General features: G+C 73.3%; 17 protein-coding genes. 7 read left to right on the top strand and 10 right to left on the bottom strand.

Annotation, left to right across the window (positions count from 1 at the left end; genetic code table 11):
- Positions 1 to 57: 57 nt before the first annotated feature.
- The gene (locus ABD091_RS10790; RefSeq protein WP_343918230.1) at positions 58 to 2,247 is read right to left on the bottom strand and encodes an MMPL family transporter; all 2,190 of its coding nucleotides are present in this window, start codon (positions 2,245 to 2,247) and stop codon (positions 58 to 60) included.
- 114 nt (positions 2,248 to 2,361) lie between these two features.
- On the opposite strand from ABD091_RS10790, the gene ABD091_RS10785 reads away from it, so the two are divergent.
- Positions 2,362 to 3,114 carry a TetR/AcrR family transcriptional regulator gene (locus ABD091_RS10785; protein WP_343918228.1) on the top strand — a complete coding sequence of 251 codons (753 nt, stop codon included), beginning with the start codon at positions 2,362 to 2,364 and terminating at the stop codon, positions 3,112 to 3,114.
- On the opposite strand, the gene ABD091_RS10780 is transcribed toward ABD091_RS10785, so the two are convergent.
- Together ABD091_RS10780 and ABD091_RS10775 are read right to left on the bottom strand one after the other, a co-directional pair.
- A complete protein-coding gene (locus tag ABD091_RS10780; protein ID WP_343918226.1) occupies positions 3,094 to 3,792 on the bottom strand; it encodes an NAD-dependent deacylase in 699 nt (232 codons plus the stop codon). The genes ABD091_RS10785 and ABD091_RS10780 overlap by 21 nt on opposite strands.
- 7 nt (positions 3,793 to 3,799) lie before the next feature.
- A complete protein-coding gene (locus tag ABD091_RS10775) occupies positions 3,800 to 4,087 on the bottom strand; it encodes a DUF4333 domain-containing protein (protein WP_343918224.1) in 288 nt (95 codons plus the stop codon).
- 129 nt (positions 4,088 to 4,216) lie between these two features.
- Here ABD091_RS10775 and ABD091_RS10770 point away from each other — a divergent pair, with 129 nt between their 5' ends.
- The 3 genes from ABD091_RS10770 to ABD091_RS10760 are packed head-to-tail and all read left to right on the top strand — an operon-like array spanning position 4,217 to position 6,388.
- The gene (locus ABD091_RS10770; RefSeq protein ID WP_343918222.1) at positions 4,217 to 4,522 is read left to right on the top strand and encodes a hypothetical protein; all 306 of its coding nucleotides are present in this window, start codon (positions 4,217 to 4,219) and stop codon (positions 4,520 to 4,522) included.
- A complete protein-coding gene (locus ABD091_RS10765) occupies positions 4,519 to 5,853 on the top strand; it encodes a putative T7SS-secreted protein (protein WP_343918220.1) in 1,335 nt (444 codons plus the stop codon). Before ABD091_RS10770 ends, ABD091_RS10765 begins: the two co-directional genes overlap by 4 nt.
- 28 nt (positions 5,854 to 5,881) lie before the next feature.
- Entirely contained in the window at positions 5,882 to 6,388 is a 507-nt protein-coding gene (locus ABD091_RS10760) for a hypothetical protein (protein ID WP_343918218.1), read from the top strand.
- On the opposite strand, the gene ABD091_RS10755 is transcribed toward ABD091_RS10760, so the two are convergent.
- The 3 genes from ABD091_RS10755 to ABD091_RS10745 all read right to left on the bottom strand — a co-directional run bounded on the left by ABD091_RS10755 (position 6,385) and on the right by ABD091_RS10745 (position 8,233).
- Positions 6,385 to 6,924: a hypothetical protein gene (locus ABD091_RS10755; protein WP_343918216.1), complete on the bottom strand. Its 540-nt coding sequence runs from the start codon at positions 6,922 to 6,924 to the stop codon at positions 6,385 to 6,387. The two genes, ABD091_RS10760 and ABD091_RS10755, sit on opposite strands and share 4 nt — an antisense overlap.
- Positions 6,921 to 7,217: a DUF4333 domain-containing protein gene (locus ABD091_RS10750; RefSeq protein WP_343918214.1), complete on the bottom strand. Its 297-nt coding sequence runs from the start codon at positions 7,215 to 7,217 to the stop codon at positions 6,921 to 6,923. Before ABD091_RS10750 ends, ABD091_RS10755 begins: the two co-directional genes overlap by 4 nt.
- Before the next feature lie 80 nt (positions 7,218 to 7,297).
- On the bottom strand, positions 7,298 to 8,233 hold the full coding sequence (locus ABD091_RS10745; protein WP_343918212.1) for a 1,4-dihydroxy-2-naphthoyl-CoA synthase: 936 nt from the start codon (positions 8,231 to 8,233) through the stop codon (positions 7,298 to 7,300).
- Positions 8,234 to 8,274: 41 nt separating this feature from the next.
- Here ABD091_RS10745 and ABD091_RS10740 point away from each other — a divergent pair, with 41 nt between their 5' ends.
- From ABD091_RS10740 to ABD091_RS10730, 3 genes are read left to right on the top strand one after another with little or no spacing between them, the layout of a single operon-like run.
- Positions 8,275 to 9,570, top strand: coding sequence for a DUF4241 domain-containing protein (locus ABD091_RS10740; RefSeq protein WP_343918210.1), 1,296 nt, complete (start codon positions 8,275 to 8,277; stop codon positions 9,568 to 9,570).
- A gap of 40 nt (positions 9,571 to 9,610) precedes the next feature.
- The gene (locus tag ABD091_RS10735) at positions 9,611 to 10,057 is read left to right on the top strand and encodes a nitroreductase family deazaflavin-dependent oxidoreductase (RefSeq protein ID WP_343918208.1); all 447 of its coding nucleotides are present in this window, start codon (positions 9,611 to 9,613) and stop codon (positions 10,055 to 10,057) included.
- Between the two features lie 16 nt (positions 10,058 to 10,073).
- Entirely contained in the window at positions 10,074 to 11,369 is a 1,296-nt protein-coding gene (locus tag ABD091_RS10730) for an MFS transporter (RefSeq protein WP_343918206.1), read from the top strand.
- Between the two features lie 80 nt (positions 11,370 to 11,449).
- On the opposite strand, the gene ABD091_RS10725 is transcribed toward ABD091_RS10730, so the two are convergent.
- From ABD091_RS10725 to recC, 4 genes are read right to left on the bottom strand one after another with little or no spacing between them, the layout of a single operon-like run.
- Positions 11,450 to 12,061 (bottom strand): ACT domain-containing protein, encoded by a 612-nt coding sequence (locus ABD091_RS10725; RefSeq protein WP_343918204.1) that lies wholly within the window; start codon positions 12,059 to 12,061, stop codon positions 11,450 to 11,452.
- A gap of 9 nt (positions 12,062 to 12,070) precedes the next feature.
- Complete coding sequence (recD, locus tag ABD091_RS10720; RefSeq protein WP_343918202.1) at positions 12,071 to 13,843, bottom strand: exodeoxyribonuclease V subunit alpha; 1,773 nt, start codon at positions 13,841 to 13,843, stop codon at positions 12,071 to 12,073.
- Positions 13,840 to 17,148 carry a UvrD-helicase domain-containing protein gene (locus tag ABD091_RS10715; RefSeq protein WP_343918200.1) on the bottom strand — a complete coding sequence of 1,103 codons (3,309 nt, stop codon included), beginning with the start codon at positions 17,146 to 17,148 and terminating at the stop codon, positions 13,840 to 13,842. The genes recD and ABD091_RS10715 overlap by 4 nt, the downstream gene beginning before the upstream one ends.
- Positions 17,145 to 20,450, bottom strand: coding sequence for an exodeoxyribonuclease V subunit gamma (gene recC, locus ABD091_RS10710; protein WP_343918198.1), 3,306 nt, complete (start codon positions 20,448 to 20,450; stop codon positions 17,145 to 17,147). The genes ABD091_RS10715 and recC overlap by 4 nt, the downstream gene beginning before the upstream one ends.
- Positions 20,451 to 20,521 lie beyond the last annotated feature (71 nt).

Raw genomic sequence — 20,521 nt, 5'->3', positions numbered from 1 at the left:
CGGTTTCCCCGGATGTCCGGGGAACCAGTCATTTCGCATGACTGGTTCCCTCCGGAACTACACGACTCGCTCGGGAACCCTGGCCACGTCGTCCACCACCGGCTCCTCGGACGGCCCGCCCTCGCGGAAGCCGTGGCGCTCCCACCAGCGGACCATCGGTGCGGGTGCCCACCAGTTCCAGCGGCCGAGCAGCTTCATCGTCGCCGGCACGAGCAGCGCGCGGACGACGGTCGCGTCGATCGCGAGGGCGACCAGCATGCCGACGCCGATCATCTTCATGAAGAGCACGCCGCTGAAGGAGAAGGCGCCGATGACCACGCCGAGCAGGAGCGCGGCGGAGGTGATGATCTTGCCGGTCTTCTGCACGCCCATCGAGACGGCGCGGTCGTTGTCGCCGCTCGCGTCCCACTCCTCGCGGACGCGGGAGAGCAGGAAGACCTCGTAGTCCATCGACAGGCCGAAGAGGATCGCGAGCATCAGGATCGGGTTGGTGAGGTCGAGGAAGCCCTGGCTCTCGAAGTCCAGCAGACCTTCGAGGTGGCCGTCGCTGAAGATCCACGTGACGACGCCGAACGAGGCAGTGATCGACAGCGCGTTCATCAGCACGGCCTTCACCGGCAGCACCAGCGACCCGAAGGCGACGAAGAGCAGGACGACCATCACGACCACGACGACCAGGCCCATCCACGGCAGGTGCTCGGCGACGGACTGCTCGAGGTCGACGGTGTCGGCGGTGACCCCGCCGACGAGCGCCTCGCCGCTGGCGGGGTCGATCTCGCGGAGGTCGCGCACGACGTCCTGCGACGCCTCGCTCTGGCTCTCGCCCTCCCACACCGCCCGGAGCAGCGTCGCGCCGTCCTCGGCCCCGACGGGCTGGACGGCGACCACGCCGTCGACCGCCTCCACCTCGGCGGTGTAGGCCGCCACGTCGGCCTCGTCGGTGCCGTCGAGCAGCAGCGACGCACTGGCGGTGGCTGGGCCGAAGTCGGTGGCCAGCTTCTCGGCCGCGACGTAGGACTCGGAGTCGGGCGGGAGGATCTTGTGGTCGACCGAGCCCCACTTCACGCCGAGGAACGGGGAGGCGAGGGCGACCAGGCCGACCGTGACGACGACCAGCACGCTGACCGGGCGACGCATCACGAACGTCGCGATCCGCGCCCAGGCGCCGTGGCCGTCCTCGACCGCTCCGGCGCGGCGGCGGAACGGCACGCGGCCGCGGTCGATCCGGCGGCCGAGCAGCCGCAGCACGGCCGGGAGGGCGGTCAGCGCGGCCACCATCGCGACCAGCACGGCCGCGATCCCGCCGAAGCCCATCGAGCGGAGGAAGGCCTGGGGGAAGACCAGCAGCGACGACATCGCGGCGGCGACGGTGAGTCCGGAGAAGAGGACCGTCCGGCCGGCCGTGTGCATCGTCGTCGTCAGCGCCTTGCCCACCCCGTCGGGGTCGTCGACGTGGTGGTGGGCCAGCTCCTCGCGGAAGCGGCTGACGACGAAGAGGGCGTAGTCGATCGCCAGCCCCATCCCGAGCAGGGTGATGACGTTGACCGAGAAGATCGACACGTCGGTGACGAGCGTGATCAGCCGGACCACGGCGAGCGCGCCGACGACCGCGAGGGCGCCGACGAGGACCGGCATCGAGGCCGCGACCAGGCTGCCGAAGATGAGCACGGCGAGGACGGCGACGATCGGCAGCGAAATCGTCTCGGCCCGGCGCAGGTCCTGCTCGGTGCGCTCGTTGACGTCGTCGTAGATCGCGTAGGTGCCGGCGACGTCGGTCTCGATCCCGCTGGCCGACGGCGCCTCGAGCGCCGGCTTCAGCTCGTCGTAGGCCTTCAGGTAGTCGTCCTGGCTGTCGCCGGCGAGCGAGACGAGGACCTGGCCGGAGTGGCCGTCCGTGCTGACGAGGTCGGGCGAGGCGCCGTCGGCGTACCACGGGACGACGCGCACGGTCGTTCCCTCCGGCAGGCCCTCGAGGACGGACTGCACCTCGCCCCGGAACTCCGGGGCGTCGGCCGTGAGGTCCTCGCTCGAGTAGATCGCGACCACGTCGACGCCCTGGTTGCCGAGCGCCTCGCGCTCGCGGTCGAGCGCCTGCGCGGACTCCGAGTCGGGGTCGTCGAAGCCGCCCTGGCTGAGCGAGTCGAACACGCCGGCGCCGTAGACCCCGGCGCCGAGGGTGAGCACGATCGCCGCGAGCAGCACGGCGAGCGGGCGACGGACGAGCACACGGCTCCAGGCGTCCAGCATGACGATCCCCTGTCAGGAAAGTGAACGGTGTAAACCGTAAACGGTGTAAACTTCGACCGTCAAGCCTGTTCGGACCACCTCTACCCACCCCAGTGAGCCCGCCGGAGGCCCCGCGTGACCGAGACCCTCACCCGTCGCGAGCGCGCCCGCGAGGCGACGTACGCCGAGATCGTCTCGACCTCACGGGCCCTGCTCCGCGACGGGTCCGAGCTCTCGCTGCGGGCGGTCGCCGGTCGGATGGGGATCACGCCGCCGGCTCTCTACCGCTACGTCGCGAGCTATCAGGAGCTGGTGGACCTCGTCGCCTACGAGATCGACAAGTCGGCGACCGAGGAGTTCCGGGCCGCGGCCGCGACCCAGGACGAGGACGACCTTGCCGGCCAGCTGGTCTGCGCGGCGGTGGCCTTCCGCCGCTGGGCGTTGCGCGACCGCGCCGAGTTCATGGTCGCCTTCGCCAACCCGGTCGCCGAGAGCAACTGCCTCCGGCGGGAGCTGCTGACCGCCTCGACGTCGGGCCACTACTTCAACGACCTGCTCGTGCGCCTGTGGCGCCAGCGCGACTTCCCGCGGCCCGACCTCGACGACCTCGATCCCCGGATCGCGGAGGTCATGCGCGACCCGATCTATCCGGCCGACGTGTCGGCGATCCCCGCGGCGGACCGCGGCCTGCTGTGGGTCTTCCAGCAGGCGTGGGCGACGCTCTACGGCACCGTCACCCTCGAGGTCTTCGGCCACATGGACCCGCGCGTCATCGACAGCGGCGAGCTCTTCGCCCAGATGCTGCTCGGCTGGATGCCGCGGCTCGCGATCGACGACCCCGACGGTCACTACACCGCGCTGCTGCGCTCAGAGATCGCCCGCGACTAGCTCGTCGACCCAGGCCGGCACCAGCTCGCTGGCGGGTCCGCGACGGGAGACGTGGAAGTCGGTCGTGCCGTCGCTGTCGGCGAGGTTGAGCTCGATCGTGTGGGCCCGCCGGGCGAGGGCGTACTGCACGAACCCGGCGGCGGGATAGACCTGCCCCGACGTCCCGATCGAGCAGAAGATGTCGCAGTCCCACAGCGCCTCGTGGATCTGGTCCATGTCATGAGGTATCTCGCCGAACCACACCACGTCGGGCCGCAGCGCCGGCATCGCGCACGACGGGCAGTCGGTGAGCCCCCGGAGGGGGCCCGTCCACTCGTGCCGCGCGTCGCAGGCCACGCACCAGGCCGAGCGGAGCCGGCCGTGCATGTGGAGGACCCGCTGCGAGCCCGCCCGCTCGTGGAGGTCGTCGATGTTCTGGGTGACCAGCAGCAGGTCGTCGCCGTACGCCGCCTCGAGCCGCGCGAGCGCCTCGTGGGCCGGGTTCGGGCGGACCCTGGACAGCGCCGCGCGTCGCTCGTCGTAGAAGCGGTGGACGAGGTCGGGGTCGGCCGCGAAGGCCTCGGGCGTCGCCACGGCCATCGGGTCGTGGCCCTCCCAGAGCCCGCCGGAGTCGCGGAAGGTGGACAGCCCGCTCTCGGCGGAGATGCCGGCACCCGTGAGGACGACGACGCGCGTCACTGGCGCCTCACTCCTCGACCTCGATGTCGAAGTCCACGGTGTTGCCGCTGACGCCGGTCACGGTGACCGTGACCTCGCGCTGCTTCTCCCCGCGGGTCATGGTGCACCTGATCTCGTTGCCGTCCTCCGCCTCGAGGTCACCGGGGCAGTCGACGGTGTCAGGAGCGTTGCCCGTGGTGCGCTCGAGCTGCGCGGTGATGTCCTCCTCCAGCTGGGCCTCGCGGACCGTCACGACCTGGCCGCACCCGGCGAGGAGGACGGACAGGGTCAGCAGGGCTCCGAGTCGTGCAGTCATCGCCCGCCAGTCTGCCCCAGCACCACGCCGGGGCCGTCCTCGGGATTCCTCACTTCCCGAGGATTGAGCCGGCCCCGACCGGGGTAGGACAGGGTCGACATCAGGCTGGACACGGGGGACGGGACACCGATGACCATCGAGGTCGAACCGCAGGACCTGCGCAACGCCGCGAGCGACCTGCGCACGCCGACGCAGTCGCTCGTCGGCTACGACTTCCCCGAGGAGCACGTCAGCCCGGCCTCGTTCGGCCACGTCGAGCTCGCCGCCTGGTTCCTCGCGGTGGTCGACCAGTGCGACAAGGCCGGCGACGCGCTCGGCACCGGCGCGGAGTCGCTGGCGCAGCGGCTGGTGACGGCCGCCGCCGACTTCACCACCACCGACCAGGGCGTCGCGTCGTGGTTCGGCGGCGGCACGCCCGGGTGGCCGGCGCGATGAGTGCCCCCGCGTCGAAGCAGCTCGGCGAGACCCACGACCCGAAGCAGCTCGTTCCCGGTGAGCCGTCCCACGTCGACGCCAACGTGACGGCGCTGGCCGACCAGCACACGCTCGTCGGCGACAAGTACGACCTCGTCCGCGCCGTCTCGGTCCCCGGCTGGACCGGCCTGACCGCCTGGGGCTACGAGGCGGCGTTCGAGGCCGAGCTGGAGAAGTGGAAGGCCTACCTCTCCCTGCTGGAGAAGGCCCGGACCACGCTGTCGACCTACGCCGGGGCGCTGCGCACCGCGCAGGCCGAGGCGCAGCGGGCGATCGAGAAGTGGGACGAGGGCGAGCAGGCGACCGCCGAGGCGCTGACCGCCCACCACGAGGCGGTGCAGGCCTGGAACGACCCCCTGTGCGCGCCTGCGACGAGCCCCTCGCCCTTCGCGGGGCCGCCGGTGCCGACGATGCGCCCCGCACGGCCCGGTCCCTTCGTCGACCCTGGTGAGGCGCTCCGCGAGGAGGCCCAGCAGATCCTCGACGGCGCCCGGCAGGGTCTCGAGGAGGCCGGCCAGACGGCCCTCGTGGCACTCGGCGGGCTCGAGGGGGCGAAGACCGAGGGTGAGGGCGACTGGTTCGGCGCCGAGGGGTCGGCCGAGGGGCCGTCGTTCAGCTGGGACTTCTGGGAGGACACGTTCGGCGACGACCCCGGCCACGGCCCCGGCGGGGACTACGACGACGACCACGACGGCGGTCCCTTCAAGATCAGCCTGGGCCACGTCGAGGGGAAGGCGTGGGTCGGACGGGCCGAGGGCAGCTGGGAGGACTACTGGGGACCGGTCAAGGTCAACGCCGACGGCTCGGTGAGCCTGCTCGGTGCCGACGGTGAGGCCGAGGCCACCATCGACGGCAGCGGGCTGCGGATCAATGCCGAGGGCCGGGTCGTCCTCGCCAGCGCCGAGGGCAGCGTCGGCGGCGACTACGGCTACGCCGAGGGCAAGCTCTCCGGTGACGGCTACGTCGGCCTCTCCGGCGACGGCCACGTCATCGCCGACACCACCGGCCTCCACGCCGGCGGCGAGCTCTTCGCCGGCGGTCGCGTCGGCGGCACCGCCGAGGGCGACGTCGGCGGGGTCGGCGGCGGCGTGACCGCCGAGGGCTGGGCGGGCGCCGGCATCTCCGGCGACGCCGACATCGGCTGGGACGACGGCAAGCTCACGCTCGGGGGGTCGGGCGGCATCGCGTGGGGGTTGGGCGGCAAGATCGGCGGCGAGGTGACGCTGGACTTCCCGGAGATGTGGGAGACCGGCGGCGACATCGTGGAAGGGATCGGCGGATGGTTCGACTGAACGACGTCCCGACGTCGAGGAGCGCGTCATGAGGCCACTCCCCGTCCCGGTCGAGTTCCGACTGCCCGGGCCCGAGTGGGCCGGCCAGGATCCCGACGCGCTCGGTGTCCCGACCGCAGCCTTCCTCGCCCTGCGGAGCGGCTGGGCCGACTACTCGCCCGTGCTCACGATCAGCGGCGGCTGGCGCGAGGACGGCGTGACCCTGGAGCAGGTCGGCGACGAGTCGCTCGAGGTGCTCGCGGCCCAGGCGTCCGACGTCCGGCTCGTGGAGCGCAGCCGCCACGGCTCCGACCGCGCCCCCGCGCTCACCCAGCTGATGTCCGGCACTGCCGTCGTCGACGGCGCCACCCACGAGATGCGGCAGGGACAGGTCGTCACGGCGATGGTCGACCTCGCCCACCCCGACCGCGCGATCGTCGTGCTCTACACGGTCACCTGCACGGCCTCGCAGTTCGACGTCGTCGGGCGGGAGTTCCAGGCGTTCATGGCGACGGTCAAGCCGGTCGCGCCACCCGGCGTACCCGCGAAGGGCTAGAAGACCCCGAGCAGGGCGAGGATCCCGACGACCAGGCCGCCGACCACGATCCCCGCGACGGCGACGACGGCGAACCCGATGCCGATCTTCTCGGCCGCACCACGCCTCTGCTTCAGGCCGAGCTGGTCGGCGACGCCGGTGACGAGGTCGCGCCCCTCCTCGGAGTTGAAGCGGAAGTCGACGACCTGGCCGAACCGGCCGTCCTCGCCGATCGCCCACACCTTCTGGACGCCGAGCTCCTTGACCCGGCCGAGCTGACGCTCGGCGCTGCCCGTCGCCTGCGGCACACCCGCGACCCACTCGACGCTGCGGGCGTCGTCGGTGATCGTGTAGCTGCCGTCGCCGGCGACGGCGACGTGGTGGAGATAGTGCTTCGACAGCCCCGCCTTGTTGAACAAGCCGAACCACTGCGCGTCGACGATGTCGATCGCGACGTCGAAGCCGCGCTCGGTCGGCGTCACGGCGTACGGCGTGCCGTCCGTGGCCTGCTCGACCCGGCGGCGGAAGTCCTCCGCGGCCGGGGGCGGAGTCGTCACTGCTCGTCGACCTGGATGTCGAAGTCGACGCTGGTGCCCTCGACACCGGTGACGGTCACCGTCAGCCCGAGCTCGTCCTCGCCGGCGGTGAGGGTGCAGCGCATCTCGGCGCCCTCCTCGCCCTTCAGGTCGCCGGGGCAGTCGACCTCGTCGGGGGCCTGGCCGACGGAGGCCTCGAGCTGGCTGCTGACCTCCGACTCGAGGTCGGCCTCGTCGACCGTCACGGTCTGGCTGCAGCCGGCGAGGGTCAGGGCCAGCGCGGCGAGCGCCGGGGCAGCGAAGCGGGTGATCATCCGAGAGCTCCTCAGTGGGACCGGGGGAACGCTGGTCAGCGTTCCCCCCGGGACGGGGTTCGAAACCGGAGCGACCCGGGTCAGTAGTACCAGGGGTAGGGCGACCAGTCGGGCTCACGCTTCTCGAGGAACTGGTCGCGACCCTCCTGGGCCTCGTCGGTCATGTAGGCCAGCCGGGTCGTCTCGCCGGCGAAGAGCTGCTGGCCGACCAGGCCGTCGTCGAGGAGGTTGAAGGAGTACTTCAGCATCCGCTGTGCCGTCGGGCTCTTGCCGTTGATCATGCGGCCCCAGTCGAGCGCCGTGGCCTCGAGATCCGCGTGGGGGACGGCCCGGTTGACGGTGCCCATCCGGACGCCGGCCTCGGCGTCGTACTCCTCGGCGAGGAAGAAGATCTCGCGGGCGAACTTCTGGCCGACCTGGCGGGCGAGGTAGGCCGAGCCGTAGCCGCCGTCGAAGGAGCCGACGTCGGCGTCGGTCTGCTTGAAGCGCGCGTGCTCGGCGCTGGCGAGGGTCAGGTCGGAGACGACGTGGAGGCTGTGGCCGCCGCCGGCCGCCCAGCCGTTGACCAGGCAGACGACGACCTTGGGCATGAAGCGGATCAGCCGCTGGCACTCGAGGATGTGGAGCCGGGCGAGCTTGGCCTTGTCGATCGGGTTCGGTGGCTCGCCGGCCTCGTCGTGGCCGGACGTCTCGTACTGGTAGCCGGCCTTGCCGCGGATCCGCTGGTCTCCCCCGGTGCAGAACGCGTGCTTCCCGTTCTTCGTGCTGGGTCCGTTGCCGGTCAGCAGCACGCAGCCGACGTCGGCGCTGGTGCGGGCGTGCTCGAGGGTGCGCAGCAGCTCGTCGACGGTGTGGGGCCGGAAGGCGTTGAGGACGTCGGGCCGGTCGAAGGCGATCCGGACCGTCCCGTGGGCCTTCGCCCGGTGGTAGGTCAGGTCGGTCAGGTCCTCGAACCCCGGGACGACGTCCCAGGCGTCGGGGTCGAAGGTGTCGGACACTCCGTCGATCGCACTCACATCGGCACCGTATCGGGGTCGCGACCACTAGCCTCGGGCGCGTGGCGGGGGACGACGAGGCGGTCGCGCGGGTCAGGGCGTTCATCGAGGACTGGTACGCCGCATGGCGGCAGGTCCGCCCGACGGTCACGTCGCTCTACGACCTCAACGGCATGACGGCCGCCGGCCGTCAGATGACGCCGCTGCTGAACGAGGTCGCTGCGCGCCACGCCGTACGCCGCCTCGCGATCGGGCAGGGCGGGTTCTCGCTGCCCCACGCGACCCACGACCCCGCCCTCGAGGACGTGACCGCGAGCGCGGTCGAGGGTGGCCGCGGGCGGGTGGTCACGACCGTGACCCGCGACGGCGGGTCGTTCCACCACGTCTACGACCTGGCGCAGGTCGACGGCTCCTGGCGGATCACCGCGGTCGAGTCGGCCCTCGAGGTCCCGGATCTCTCCGCGCCCGAACCCGCCCCGGAGCCGGGGCTGGCGCCCCCTGACCCCGGGGTGGAGCTCGCCGTCGACCGGCTCTTCGAGCAGGGCCGCGAGGTGACCCTGGACGGTCACCGGTCCACGATCGGCGTGGTCACCCCGCCGCCGTGGACCACCGGGGGCGCGATGGCCGTCTGGGACCTGGGATGGGGTGGCCGCGGGCTCTCACCGTTGACGCCGGCCGGGCCGGCCGGGACGCACCGGGTCGAGGTGTCCCAGGCGTTCGGTCGCAACGTCGCCGTCCGGGTCGTCTTCCGTGACGCTCCCGTCGCGACGTGGCACCCCGCCGCCACCGTGGGCGTGGACACGGGGACCGCCGCCCTGCTCGACGTCGACGCCGTCACCGCGCTCGACGAGGACAGGGTGGACGCGCTGTTCACCGGCGTCGTCGAGTCCGGCGCGTCCCGGCCGCTCGTCGTACCCCTCGACCTCGGGTCGGAGGCCGGAGACGGCCTGCTCGTCGACAGCGGGTGGGGCGACGGCGGCTATCCCGTCAGCTGGGGAGCGGACGCCGCCGGCGAGGTGGTGGCGCTGCTGGTCGACTTCCTCGTGCTCGCGGAGTCGATCCAGGCCGAGGTGCGGGTGCCGTTCGCGACCGGTCCGGTCGAGGATCCCGCGCTGGCGGCGGCCGGCATGGCCTACCGCGTCGAGCACGGCGCGCGCGGGTGGAGGTTCGTCGGGTCGAACACCGACGGCCTGCGGATGAGGATCGTGGGCCCGGACGGCGAGGTCGTCCTCGACGGCGACCGTCTCGGCGTCCTCCACCAGGGGGAGACGTGGACCCAGGACTGGGACTCCGCCCGCGGGGTGCCTGCGGGCTCGTCGCTGGAGCTGCGTCTCAGCACCGGCTACCGCCACCTCTGACTGCTGGAATCCGGCGGGAACCCGTGGTGTTGTGGAGGGCATGGCACTCACCGGCGAGTACGAACCCAGCCCCGAGCAGTGGGTGCGTGACCAGGTGGCGGAGTTCGAGGCGTCGAACGGCGCCCGGGCGAACGTCCTGGCCCGCACCGGCGACCCGATCGTCGTCATCACCTCGAAGGGGGCCAAGAGCGGCAAGCTGCGCAAGAACCCGGTCATGAGGGTCGAGCACGACGGCTCCTACCTCGCCGTCGCCTCCAAGGGTGGAGCGCCCGAGGACCCCGTCTGGGCCCACAACTTCCGCGCCCACCCCGAGGTCGACCTCCAGGACGGCGCGGACAAGGCGACCTACGACGTGCGCGAGCTGCCGGACAGCCCGGAGCGCGACGAGTGGTGGGAGCGCGCGGTCGCCACCTGGTCGACCTACGGCGACTACCAGAAGAAGACCGACCGACTCATCCCGTTGTTCCTTCTCGAACGGCGCAACTGACTGACACGATGCGGGGGTGACCCACGCCCCCGTGGTCCGGTCCGCCCTCGCGGAACCGGTCGCCACTCCGCCGGCCCGGTGGGTCGCTTCCCTGACGCTGCTCAACCTCGCGATCTACTGCGGCTGGTTCGGGCCGATCCAGGTCTTGTTGGCCGAGCAGGCCACCGTGGTCGACCCCGCTCACAAGGAGGCCGTGCTCTCCCTCGTCCTCGGCGTGGGCGCGGCGGTGTCGACGATCTCGAACCCGGTCTTCGGCGCCTTCTCCGACCGCACCCGGCTGCGGATGGGTCGTCGGTTGCCGTGGGTGCTCGGCGGCGTCGTCGGGGGCGCACTGTCGCTGCTGGTGCTCTCGACCGCCGACTCCGTCATCGCCATGGTGCTCGGCTGGTGCGGGTCCCAGCTCTTCCTCAACGCCATGTATGCCGCCGGATCGGCCGCGATCCCCGACCAGGTGCCGGTGCCGCGCCGCGGCCTCGTGGGCGGGCTGATCGCCATCGCCCAGACGCTCGGCATCGTCGGCGGCGTCGCGATCGCCAGCCTGACCGGCAGCATCGCCGCCGGCTACCTCACGACGATGGTCGTCCTCGTCGTGCTGTCGCTTCCCTACCTGCTCGGCTCCCGCGACCTCGCGCTGCCGCCCGACCACCCGCTGCCGGTGTTCCGGCTCGGCAGCTTCGTCCGCTCGTTCTGGATCTCGCCGCGGCAGCACCCGGACTTCGCGTGGGCCTGGCTGACCCGGTTCCTGGTCAACCTCGGCAACTACGTGGCCACGCTCTACCTCTACTTCTACCTCGTCGACGGCCTCGGCTTCCCGGACGACGAGGCCGACGAACGCGTGCTGCTGCTGACCGCGCTGTACGCCGTCACGACCGTCGCGACCACCGCGGTGTTCGGCCACTGGAGCGACCGGATCGGCAAGCGGAAGGTCTTCGTCACGTGGTCGGGGATCGTGTCCGGGGCAGCGTCGCTCGTGCTCGCCGTACCCCAGAGCTGGACGGCGGCGATCGCGGCCGCGATCGTGCTCGGCCTCGCCTTCGGCATCTACACCGCGGTCGACTTCGCGCTCATCACCCAGGTCCTGCCCGCCGCCGAGGAGCGCGCGAAGGACCTCGGCGTCATCAACATCGCCAACGCACTGCCGCAGGTCCTCGCCCCGGTCTGTGCCGGGGTGATCCTCTCGGTCGTCTCCGCCGCCGGCCTCGAGGGCCGCGACGGCGAGTGGTCGGTCGGCTACTTCGCCGTCTACTTCTTCTCCTTCGCCGTGGCCATCCTCGGCTCGGTGCTGGTCACCCGCATCCGCTCCGTCCCCTGAGAAGGGCCGAGTCGTGGGTTGGTGACAGGTGAGTCGCGGAACTGTTCCGCGGCTCGCGTGTCACAACCCCACGACTCGGCCTAGGTGGCGATGGAGGCGGCGAGGCGGGCGAGGTGCTCCAGGCGCGCCAGCTCGGAGGCAAGGAAGGCCGGGCCACCGCGGCGTCCGAGCAGCACGAGGCCGTCGTCGCCGAGCGGGCAGCCCACCAGCAGGTCGCCCTGCTCGGCCGTGAGGTCGGAGTCGAGCTGGGCCGGCGCGGTGAGCTCGACCCAGGCCAGGTCGTCGGGCGCCGCCTCCGTCGCCCGTCGTACGCCGCCGGCGCGCTCGACCCGCGCCGCCCAGTCGGACCGGAAGACCACCGGCAGCAGGTCGACGAGCCGGTCCAGCGCCCGGTCGGCGTGCTCGGTCAGGTCCTCGACGGCTTCGAGGTCGAGGAAGACGTTGCCGCCCGCGGCGTAGCGGTTGATCCAGAGCACCTCGACCCCGTCGAGCTGGGTGCAGGCCGAGACGACGGCGTCGGGCATCGCGCCGCCCTCCAGCTCGAGGAAGACGTCGTCGACGGCGGTGCCGTCGTAGCGCTTCTCGACGATCTCGATGGCCTCGATGTCACCGCCGGCCTCACCGATCGCGCTCGCCAGCCGACCCAGGGATCCGGGGACGTCGGGCAGCGAGACGCGCAGCAGGAACGGCATGCGGCGAGGTTAGTCGTCGGCGGTTGCGGCCGTGTTTCCCTGTCCAGCCCGCAGTCGCTCGGCCAGACCGCTCGCGCGGCGGACCTGACGGCGTACAGCGGCGCGGACCGACTCCTCCGTGCCGACCACCCGGATCAGCTTCTCGGCACGGGTGACTGCCGTGTAGAGCAGCTCGCGGGTCAGCAGCCGGGAGTCGGGGTCGGGCAGCAGCACCGTGACCTCGCGCGCCTGGCTGCCCTGGCTCTTGTGGATCGTCATGGCGTGCAGCGTGTCGACGTCGCTGACCCGGGCCGGCGACAGGTCGATCGCACCGCCCACGGCCGCGACGTGCGCGCGCAGGTCGCCGGCAGCACCGACCGCGACCCCCGCGTCGCCGTTGAAGATGCCGAGCCCGTAGTCGTTGGCGGTGACCAGGAACGGTCGGCCGGGATACCAGTCGGACCAGATCCCCTCCCCGGTCTCCTCGGAGAGCCATCGCTCCACCTGGCGGTTCCAGTGGCGGACTCCGAAGGGCCCCTCGCGGTGGGCGCAGAGCAGCCGGTGCTGGTCGAGCAGCGCGAGCGCACGGTCGGCTTCCCCGACCTGCGCCGCCTCACGCAGCCCCAGGGCGCGAGGGAGCAACAGGTCGCGCAACGGCTCGGCCGGGGCGTCGGTCTCGATGAACTCGAGGTTCTCGTCACCACGCCGGAGCAGGGTGACCACCTCCTCGTCGTCGCCGTCGCGGATCGCGGCAGCGAGCGCACCGATCGTCCGGCCGAACCGGTGGGAGGTCGCCAGCCGGGCGATCCGCACGTCGTCGCGCTGCCCGAGACCGTCGACCATGTCGGCCAGGACGGCTCCGGCCTCGACGGACGCCAGCTGGTCGGGGTCACCGACCAGGACCAGACGGGCCTCCGGCCGCAACGCCTCCAGCAACCGCGCCATCATCGTCAGCGAGACCATCGAGGTCTCGTCGACCACCACGACGTCGTGCGGGAGTCGGTTGTCGCGATGGTGCCGGAACCGGGCGGAGGTGTCGGGTCGCGAGCCGAGCAGCCGGTGGAGCGTCATCGCGGTGAGCCCGTCGAGGCGGGCCCGGTCGGCGGGGTCGGGCAGCTTCGCCACCTCGCCCCGCACCGCCTGCTCCAGCCGCGCGGCGGCCTTGCCGGTCGGCGCGGCGAGCCCGATCCGGGGCGCGGGGTCCCCGGCCTCCTCGGCAGCCTGGGCCAACAACGCCAGCAGACCCGCGACGGCGGTCGTCTTCCCGGTGCCGGGCCCGCCGGTGAGGACGGTGGTCGACTGCGTCACCGCCAGCGCGGCGGCCGCCCGCTGCTCGTCGTAGCCCTCGGCGGGGAACACCCGGGCAAGACCGGTCGGCTCCCCGGCGACCTCGTCGCGCGGCCGTGACAGCAGGTCGTCGCAGACCTGGAGCTCCTCGCGCCAGTAGCGGTCGAGGTAGAGCCGGTCGCCCTCGAGGTGCAGCAACGCCGGCCCGCTGACCAGCGGGCTGGCAGCGACCGCCGCCTGCCAGACCCCGGGGTCGGGCCAGGTCGTGCCGGACTCCTCCTCGGCCGCCACCTCGGCGAGCCTGACGCACACCGAGCCGGATCGTACGGCGCGCACCGCGACCGCCACGGCGAGCGCGACGAGCGGGTCGTCGTCGCCGGCGAGCGCGGTCACCCGGCGGGCGACGTGGACGTCGGCCGCCTCCAGCACGCCGGCGCGGTTGAGCTCGGCGAGCGGACCGGTGACGCCGAGGGCGAGCCGGGCGTCGTAGGGGTCCGCCAGCGGGCTCGTGGTCATGGACGCCTCCCGTCGAGCAGGTCGGAGAGCGCGACGACCAGGGGCGCGGGGACGTCCCAGCTGAAGACCCCGGCGGGGTGGCCGTCGAGCTCCGGGGTGTCGGGCCCGCACATGCCGCGCAGGTAGAGGTAGGCGACGCCGCCGAGGTGGGTGGCCGGGTCGTAGCCGGGCTGCCGCCATCGCAGGTAGCGGTGGAGCACCACCGAGTAGAGGAGGGCCTGGAGCGGGTAGTCGGAGTGGAGCATCGCCTCGGCCAGCCGCGGCGCGGCGTAGTCGGCCGCGGTCACCGGCCCGTCACCGTCGCCGAGCCGGTTGGTCTTGTAGTCGACGACGACGTAGCGAGGACCGGGCACCCGCAGCACGACGTCGATGGAGCCGGAGAGGTAGCCACGCAGCGACTGCTGGCCCAGCGCGGGGTCACGCAGCCGGTCGGCGTAGGCGCGCATCGGGTCTGCTGCGGCGAGGTGGCGGTCGAGCAGGTCGGCTGCCTCGCGCAGCCGGACGTCGGCCACCTCCGCGCGGTCGCCGCCCGCGAGCGGGATCTCGAAGTCGAGCTCGCGGAGCCGGTCGCGCTGGCCGAGCCGGCGCAGGGTCAGGCCGGGGACGAGCGGTCCCAGCGGGGTGTCGTGGAGGGGGATCAGCGCCTCCGCCAGCACCTCGGCGGTGACGTCGACCGGCCAGTAGGGCAGTCGCTCGCCGACGACCCTGGTCAGCTCGGCCAGGAGGTCGGGAGCCTCCGGGTCGGCCTCCTCGAGCACCTCGTGGACCAGCGAGCCGAGGGCAGCCCCCGCAGGGACGCCCGCCATGGGAGACGGCAGGTCGATGCCCGGGACGGTCGCCTCCGGCAGCGCCGGCAGGTCGGACACCTCGTCGTCCAGCGCCTCGGCCTCGGGCTCGCTCGCGACCCCCGTCTGCGGGACCGCGGACCGCAGCAGGCCGGAGTAGGACGTGCGACGCCAGGTGACGTCGACCGGGCGGGTGAACCGGCGTACGCCGAGGCCCGCGGGCAGTGCGGGCAGTGGCGGCTCCGGCGCGTCGACGACCTCCGAACGTTCGACGACCGGTCCCCCGACCTCCGCCCAGCGGCGGAAGGTGGCGATGGCGTCCTCGTCGCTGATCGTGGTGTCGCACCGCTCCGGCACCACGGCCTCGCCGGGTCCGCGGCCACGGAGCAGCCGGGACAGGCCGCCGTTGGGCTCGTCCCAGGACGGCGCCCACCAGGCCACGACCTGCGACTGGGCACGGGTGAGGGCGACGTAGGTCAGCCGGATGTCGTCGCCGGCGGACTCCGTCCGGCCGCGTGCCTGGACGGCGCTGAAGCCGCTGCGCCGGCCCCCGATGTCGAGGCAGCGGCGGCCGTCCTCGTCGTGGTGGAGCACGTGGGCGGGGTCGGGCACGTGGCGGTTGAAGGCGAACGGCAGGTAGACGAGCGGGTACTGGAGGCCCTTGCTGACCCAGACCGTCATGATCTGGACCGCCTTGGCGTCGCTGTCGAGACGCCGGTTGCGCTCGGCGGCTCCCCGCCGGTCGCGGGTCTGGTCGCGCAGCCACTCCAGCAGCGCCGGCAGACCGAGGCGCTCACGGTGCGCGGTCTCGTGGAGGATCTGGCCGAGGTGGTCGAGGTCGGTCAGGTGGCGTTCGCCGCCCTGCCAGCCGAGCACCCGGCGACTCATCCCGCCGACCTGCGCGGCCTCGACCACGGCGGCGATGCCGCGCTCGCGGGCGTGGTCGGCCCACTCGCGGAGCGTCTGCGACACGCGGTCGGTCAGCGCGTCACCGCCGGCGGCCAGGGTCGCGGCGGTCTCGCCGAAGAACCGTGTCACCGCGGCGGCACGCACGAGTCCCGAGCGGTGCGGCTGCTCGAAGGCCTCCAGCAGCCGCTGCCAGTCGTCGGCCGCCGGCGAGGCGAACACGTCGGTGTCACCGGTGTAGACGGCAGGGACGCCGGCCTCGGCCAGCGCGTCCCGGCAGGCGCGAGCGTCCTTGTGGGCCTCCACGATCACCGCGACGTCACCCGCCTCGACCGGGCGCCCGTCGTAGGTCGCCCCGCTGGCGAGCAGGGCCCTCACGTCGGCGGCGAGGTCGGCGGCGACGTGGGTGCGCAGCACGTCGATGGGGATCGTCTTGTGGGGCGCCGCCTGCAGGTCGTGGCGGGTGACGACACGGAGCCGGAACGGCGCCCCGTGCGGTGCACCCCGGAGGCGGTGGCCGGCGTGGTGGGTCTCGACGCCGCGGACGACGATCCGCTCGTGACCGAGCGTGGCACCGGTCAGCACCGCGTGGGTGGCCTCGACGAGCACGCGGTCGCTGCGCCAATTGGTGCCGAGCGTCTGGAGCTCCCGACCTTCCGAGGCGGCCAGGTAGGTCGCGATGTCGCCGCCGCGGAACGCGTAGATCGCCTGCTTGGGGTCACCGATGAGGATCAGGGTGGAGGCGCCGTCGAAGGCGCGCTCGAGCACCTCCCACTGGACCGGGTCGGTGTCCTGGAACTCGTCGACCATGACGACCGACCAGCGCTCGCGCATCCGCTGCCGGGCCGGGGCGGCCGGGTCGTCGAGCGCTGCGGCGAGCCGCGTCAGCAGGTCGTCGAAGCCGAGGATGCCCTGCCGCCGCTTGCGGCGCTCGACCTCGTCGAGCACGTCGCGGGCGAAGCCGACGCGGGCCGCAGCGGCGCTGCCGGGCTCGGGATCCTCCGGAGTCAGACGGGTGTGCGGGTTGGCGACGACGTCGCGGGCGAGCCCGAGCGCCTCGTCACGGCCGAACGGCGGGACGTCGCGGTCCTGCCGGAACCGGGCGAGGTAGAGGTCGTCGACGACCTCCGTCACCAGGTCGTCGAGGCTCTCCTTGAGCTCCAGGCCAGAGTCGGAGTCGCCGGCCACGCCCAGCGAGCGCAGCACGAGCTGGCAGAACTGGTGGGTGGTCGCGATCGTCGCGGAGTCGAAGGACGCGAGGGCGTCGCGGAGCCGGCGCCGGCGCAGGTCGAGCTCGGCCGCGGTCGCGGCGGTCAGGTGGCGGTGGAGCGCGTCGGCGTCCTCCCCGACCGCGGCCGGGTCGTCGAGCGCGCCGGCGGCGGCCACGAGGGCGTCACGGACCCGCTCGCGCAGCTCCCGGCTGGCGGCGCGGCCGAAGGTGATCAGCAGCATCTCGTCGAGCCGCGCCCGCCCCTCGGCGACATAACGTGTCACCAGGCCCGCGAGCGCGTAGGTCTTGCCGGTGCCGGCGCTCGCCTCGAGCACGGTCGTCGTGGCCGGGGCGGGCAGCGGGCCCGTCAGGTCGAAGGGGCGCACGCCCGTCGTGGCGCTCACAGCGCGCGCTCCGCGCGCAGCAGCGGGCCCCAGAGCCGGACGGCGCACGCCCCGAACCGGTGGGGCTGGCCGAGGTCCGGCTCATCGGCACGCAGGGTCGAGAACAGCGCCGACAGCGGGGCGTGCTCGCCCCAGACCCGGACGTGGGCCGGCTCGGCGTCCTCCCCCGGGTAGCGGTTGGACCGCCACTTCTTCTCGGCCGCGGGGCGCGCCTCGTCGCCGCGGTGCACCGCCTCGGCCCAGGCGTGGGACGTCTTGAGCGGCAGCGGCAGCGGCTCGCGACGACCCCGGTCGTAGAGGTCGACCAGGTCGGCGAGCAGCACGTCGGGGGCCTCGGGCACCGGGCCGAGGAGACGTTGGGCGACGGTGGACTTGCCGGGGCCGCGGCCGACGACGAGGGCGGTCCAGTGCTTGTCGGGGTCGTGGGCGGCGAGCGCGAGCAGACGCACCCACGCCTGGAGCAGCTGCTTGCCGCCGAGCCGCGAGAAGCCGACCTCCACGAGTCGGCCGTCGTAGACGGGGCCGACGGTCCCGGTCAGCCGCCGGCCGCCGGGGAGCGCGACGTCGACGTCGTGGCTGCGCGGCTCCACCTGACGGTGGGTGAGCGCCGCGACCGCGAGGTCCATCGCCTGGTCGCGGACCGCCTGGGCCTGACGCCAGCCGAGCCGGCCGGGCGGGAGCGCACCCCGCCGCCACTCCAGCCCGAGGGCCTGCTCCGGATGGACCAGCCGCACCATGTCGCGGAGCATCCGGTCGCCCACGCCCCAGCTCTCCAGCTGGGCGATCTCGACGGGCATGGCGTCGGCCACGCCGTCCACGTCCCACGGGAGCGTCACGTCGAGAGCGCGGAAGAACCCCTTCACCGGGTCGCCGAAGAAGCCCGTCAGGGCGTCGAGGGCCACCGGTCCGGGCGCGGGCGCCGGCAGCGGCTCGCTGAGGAACGGCGGCGGCTCGGGGCGGCTCGAGGCGGCGGTCGTGGCCGCCGCGAGCGCGGTCGGGTCGAAGCTGAAGGGCACCGGCGACCCGAGCTCGCCGGGCGTGCAGTTGCGCAGGTCGAACGGCTGCAACGGGTGAGTGACGACCACCCGCTCCCGCACGGGGCTCGTCGTCGTCCGGTCCAGGGCGTCGAGCAGCTCACCGAGCGGCACCGCCGGCGGACAGTCGTGGCCGGTGTGCTCGTCGGAGCCGGTGTAGGTGACCACCAGGGTCTCGGTCGCGGCGAGCACGGCGTCGAGCAGCAGCTGGCGGTCCTCGGAGCGGACGTCACGCTCCCCCGCCACGGGGTCACGCGCCAGCACGTCGTCACCGTCGACCGCGCCGACGCGCGGGAACACCCCGTCGTCCACCCCGAGCAGGCACACGACCCGGTGCGGCACCGACCGCATCGGCACCATCGTGCAGACCGTCAGCGTCCCCGAGCGGAAGTTGGCACGCGTCGGGCGGCCGGCCAGGTGGGTGTCGACGAGCGCCCGCACGTCGGGGAGCCGCAGCTCCACCCCGACGCGATCTCCTGCGTCGGCCAGCACCGCACCGAGCTCGCGGTGGAGCTGGCCGGTCTGCCACGCGTCGTCGGGGGAGGTCCGGGTCAGCTGCGCGACTCCCTCGACCAGCGTCTCCACCCAGGCGGACAACGGCCGGGTGCCGGTGAGGCGCTCGGTGACGCCGGCGAGGCGGTCGACGTACTCCGCCAGCCGCCCGGCGAGCTCGACCCGGTGGGAGCCGACGTCGTCGAGCGGCAGCGTCACGTCGACCCAGTCGCGGGCGTCCTCGCTCATCGTGACCCCGGCGAGGACGCGGTCGAGCCCGAAGCGCCAGGTGTTGTGGACCACGTCGCCGAGCCCGTAGGACGCCCGCTGGGTCGCGTCGAATCCCCACCGGATCCCCGCCTGGCGCACCCACTCGGTGATGGTGTCGAGGTCGTCGTCGGTGAACCCGAAACGACTGCGCACCGCGGGCAGGTGGGCCACGTCGAGCACCTCGCTCGCGGTGGCGCGCCCACCCGAGACCTCCAGCAGCCGAGAGGCCAGCGCCAGCAGCGGGTTGGTCCGGCTCAGCGCCCGGTCGGCCAGCAGGACCCGCAGCCCGTGGCCGGGATGGGCGTCGGTGACGACCTCCCCCAGCCCGAAGGCCGCCGTGATGAGGGGCGCGTAGGTCTCGATGTCGGGGCACATCACGAGCACGTCGCGCGGCTCCAGGCCGGCGTCGTCCTGCAGCAGCCCGAGCAGCACCTCGCGCAGCACCTCGACCTGGCGGGCGGCGCCGTGGCAGCGGTGCACCTGCACCGACCGGTCGTCGTGCCGGTGCTCGCGACCGGCGGGCGCGACGCTCCCCGCGGAGAGGTCGGACTGCAGCCAGCCGAGCAGCGTGTCGGGCCGTGGCGGCGAGACGAGCGCCTCGTCGTGGTCGACACCGACCGCGGCCAGCGCTCCCTGCAGCTCACGCACGTCGCGGCCGAGTGTCACCAGCAGCCCGTGGCCGACCCGGAGGTGGCTCTCGTCGTCGCGCCTCGGACCGCGCGGCGGGTCGTCGTGCAGCGACTGCCACAGCGCGTCGCCGGGATGGGGCAGCCAGAGGTGGACGTCGTGGTGGGTCGCGAGCGCGCGCAGCAGCTCGACCTCGGTGCCGGGCAACCGCGTGTGGCCGAAGAGCGAGAGCCGCGCCGGCAGCCCCTCGGCCGGGCCCGACCTCAGCGCGTCGAGCACGGCGGCGTGCCGCTCGTGGGGCGGCGGTTCACCGACCCGCCCCACGAGCTCACGCCAGAGAGGTGGCTGCCAGGCCAGGTCGTCGGGGAGCGGCTGGCCGAGGCCGTCGGTCGACCGGCCCGCGAGCCAGTCGTCGAGAAGCTGCGGCCGTTGGGCGGCGTAGGAGGCCAGGAGGCCGGACAGGCGACGCGCGACCGACCAGCGTCGACCGCGTCGGAGGTCGGCCTCCTCGCCCTCCCGGCCGTGACCGAGGTGGATCGCCAGCGGGCGCGCCCACGGCTCGTCGAGCACGTCGTCGAGGACCTCGAGGAGCGGCCAGGCCAGCGCGTCCGGCGCCCACGGGTCGTCGGCGGCGGTGTCGGTCAGCTCGGCGACGAGGGACCGCGGCGAGCGGAAGTCGACACCCGCGCAGACCCCGTCGGCGGCATCGCCGCGCCCGAGCCGGTGGGACAGCCGTTGGGAGAGCCACCGCTCCACGCCGCGGGCGGGCACGGCGACGAGCTCGGTGGCGAACGGGTCCGCCAACGGGTCTGCGAGCAGGTCGGCCAGGCCGTCGGCCAGCACGTCGGTGCGTTCGGCACGGTGGAGGTGGAGGGCCAACCCGGTTCCCCTTCCTCACGTGCGTCGGCGACGGCCCCCACCTTAGGGACCGCCGCCGACAGCGGGTCGCT

This window comes from Nocardioides aestuarii, assembly GCF_039527245.1.
Lineage (GTDB): Bacteria > Actinomycetota > Actinomycetes > Propionibacteriales > Nocardioidaceae > Nocardioides > Nocardioides aestuarii.
Note: the sequence above shows the minus strand (reverse complement) of the source record. Positions and strands in the feature narration are given on the sequence as shown.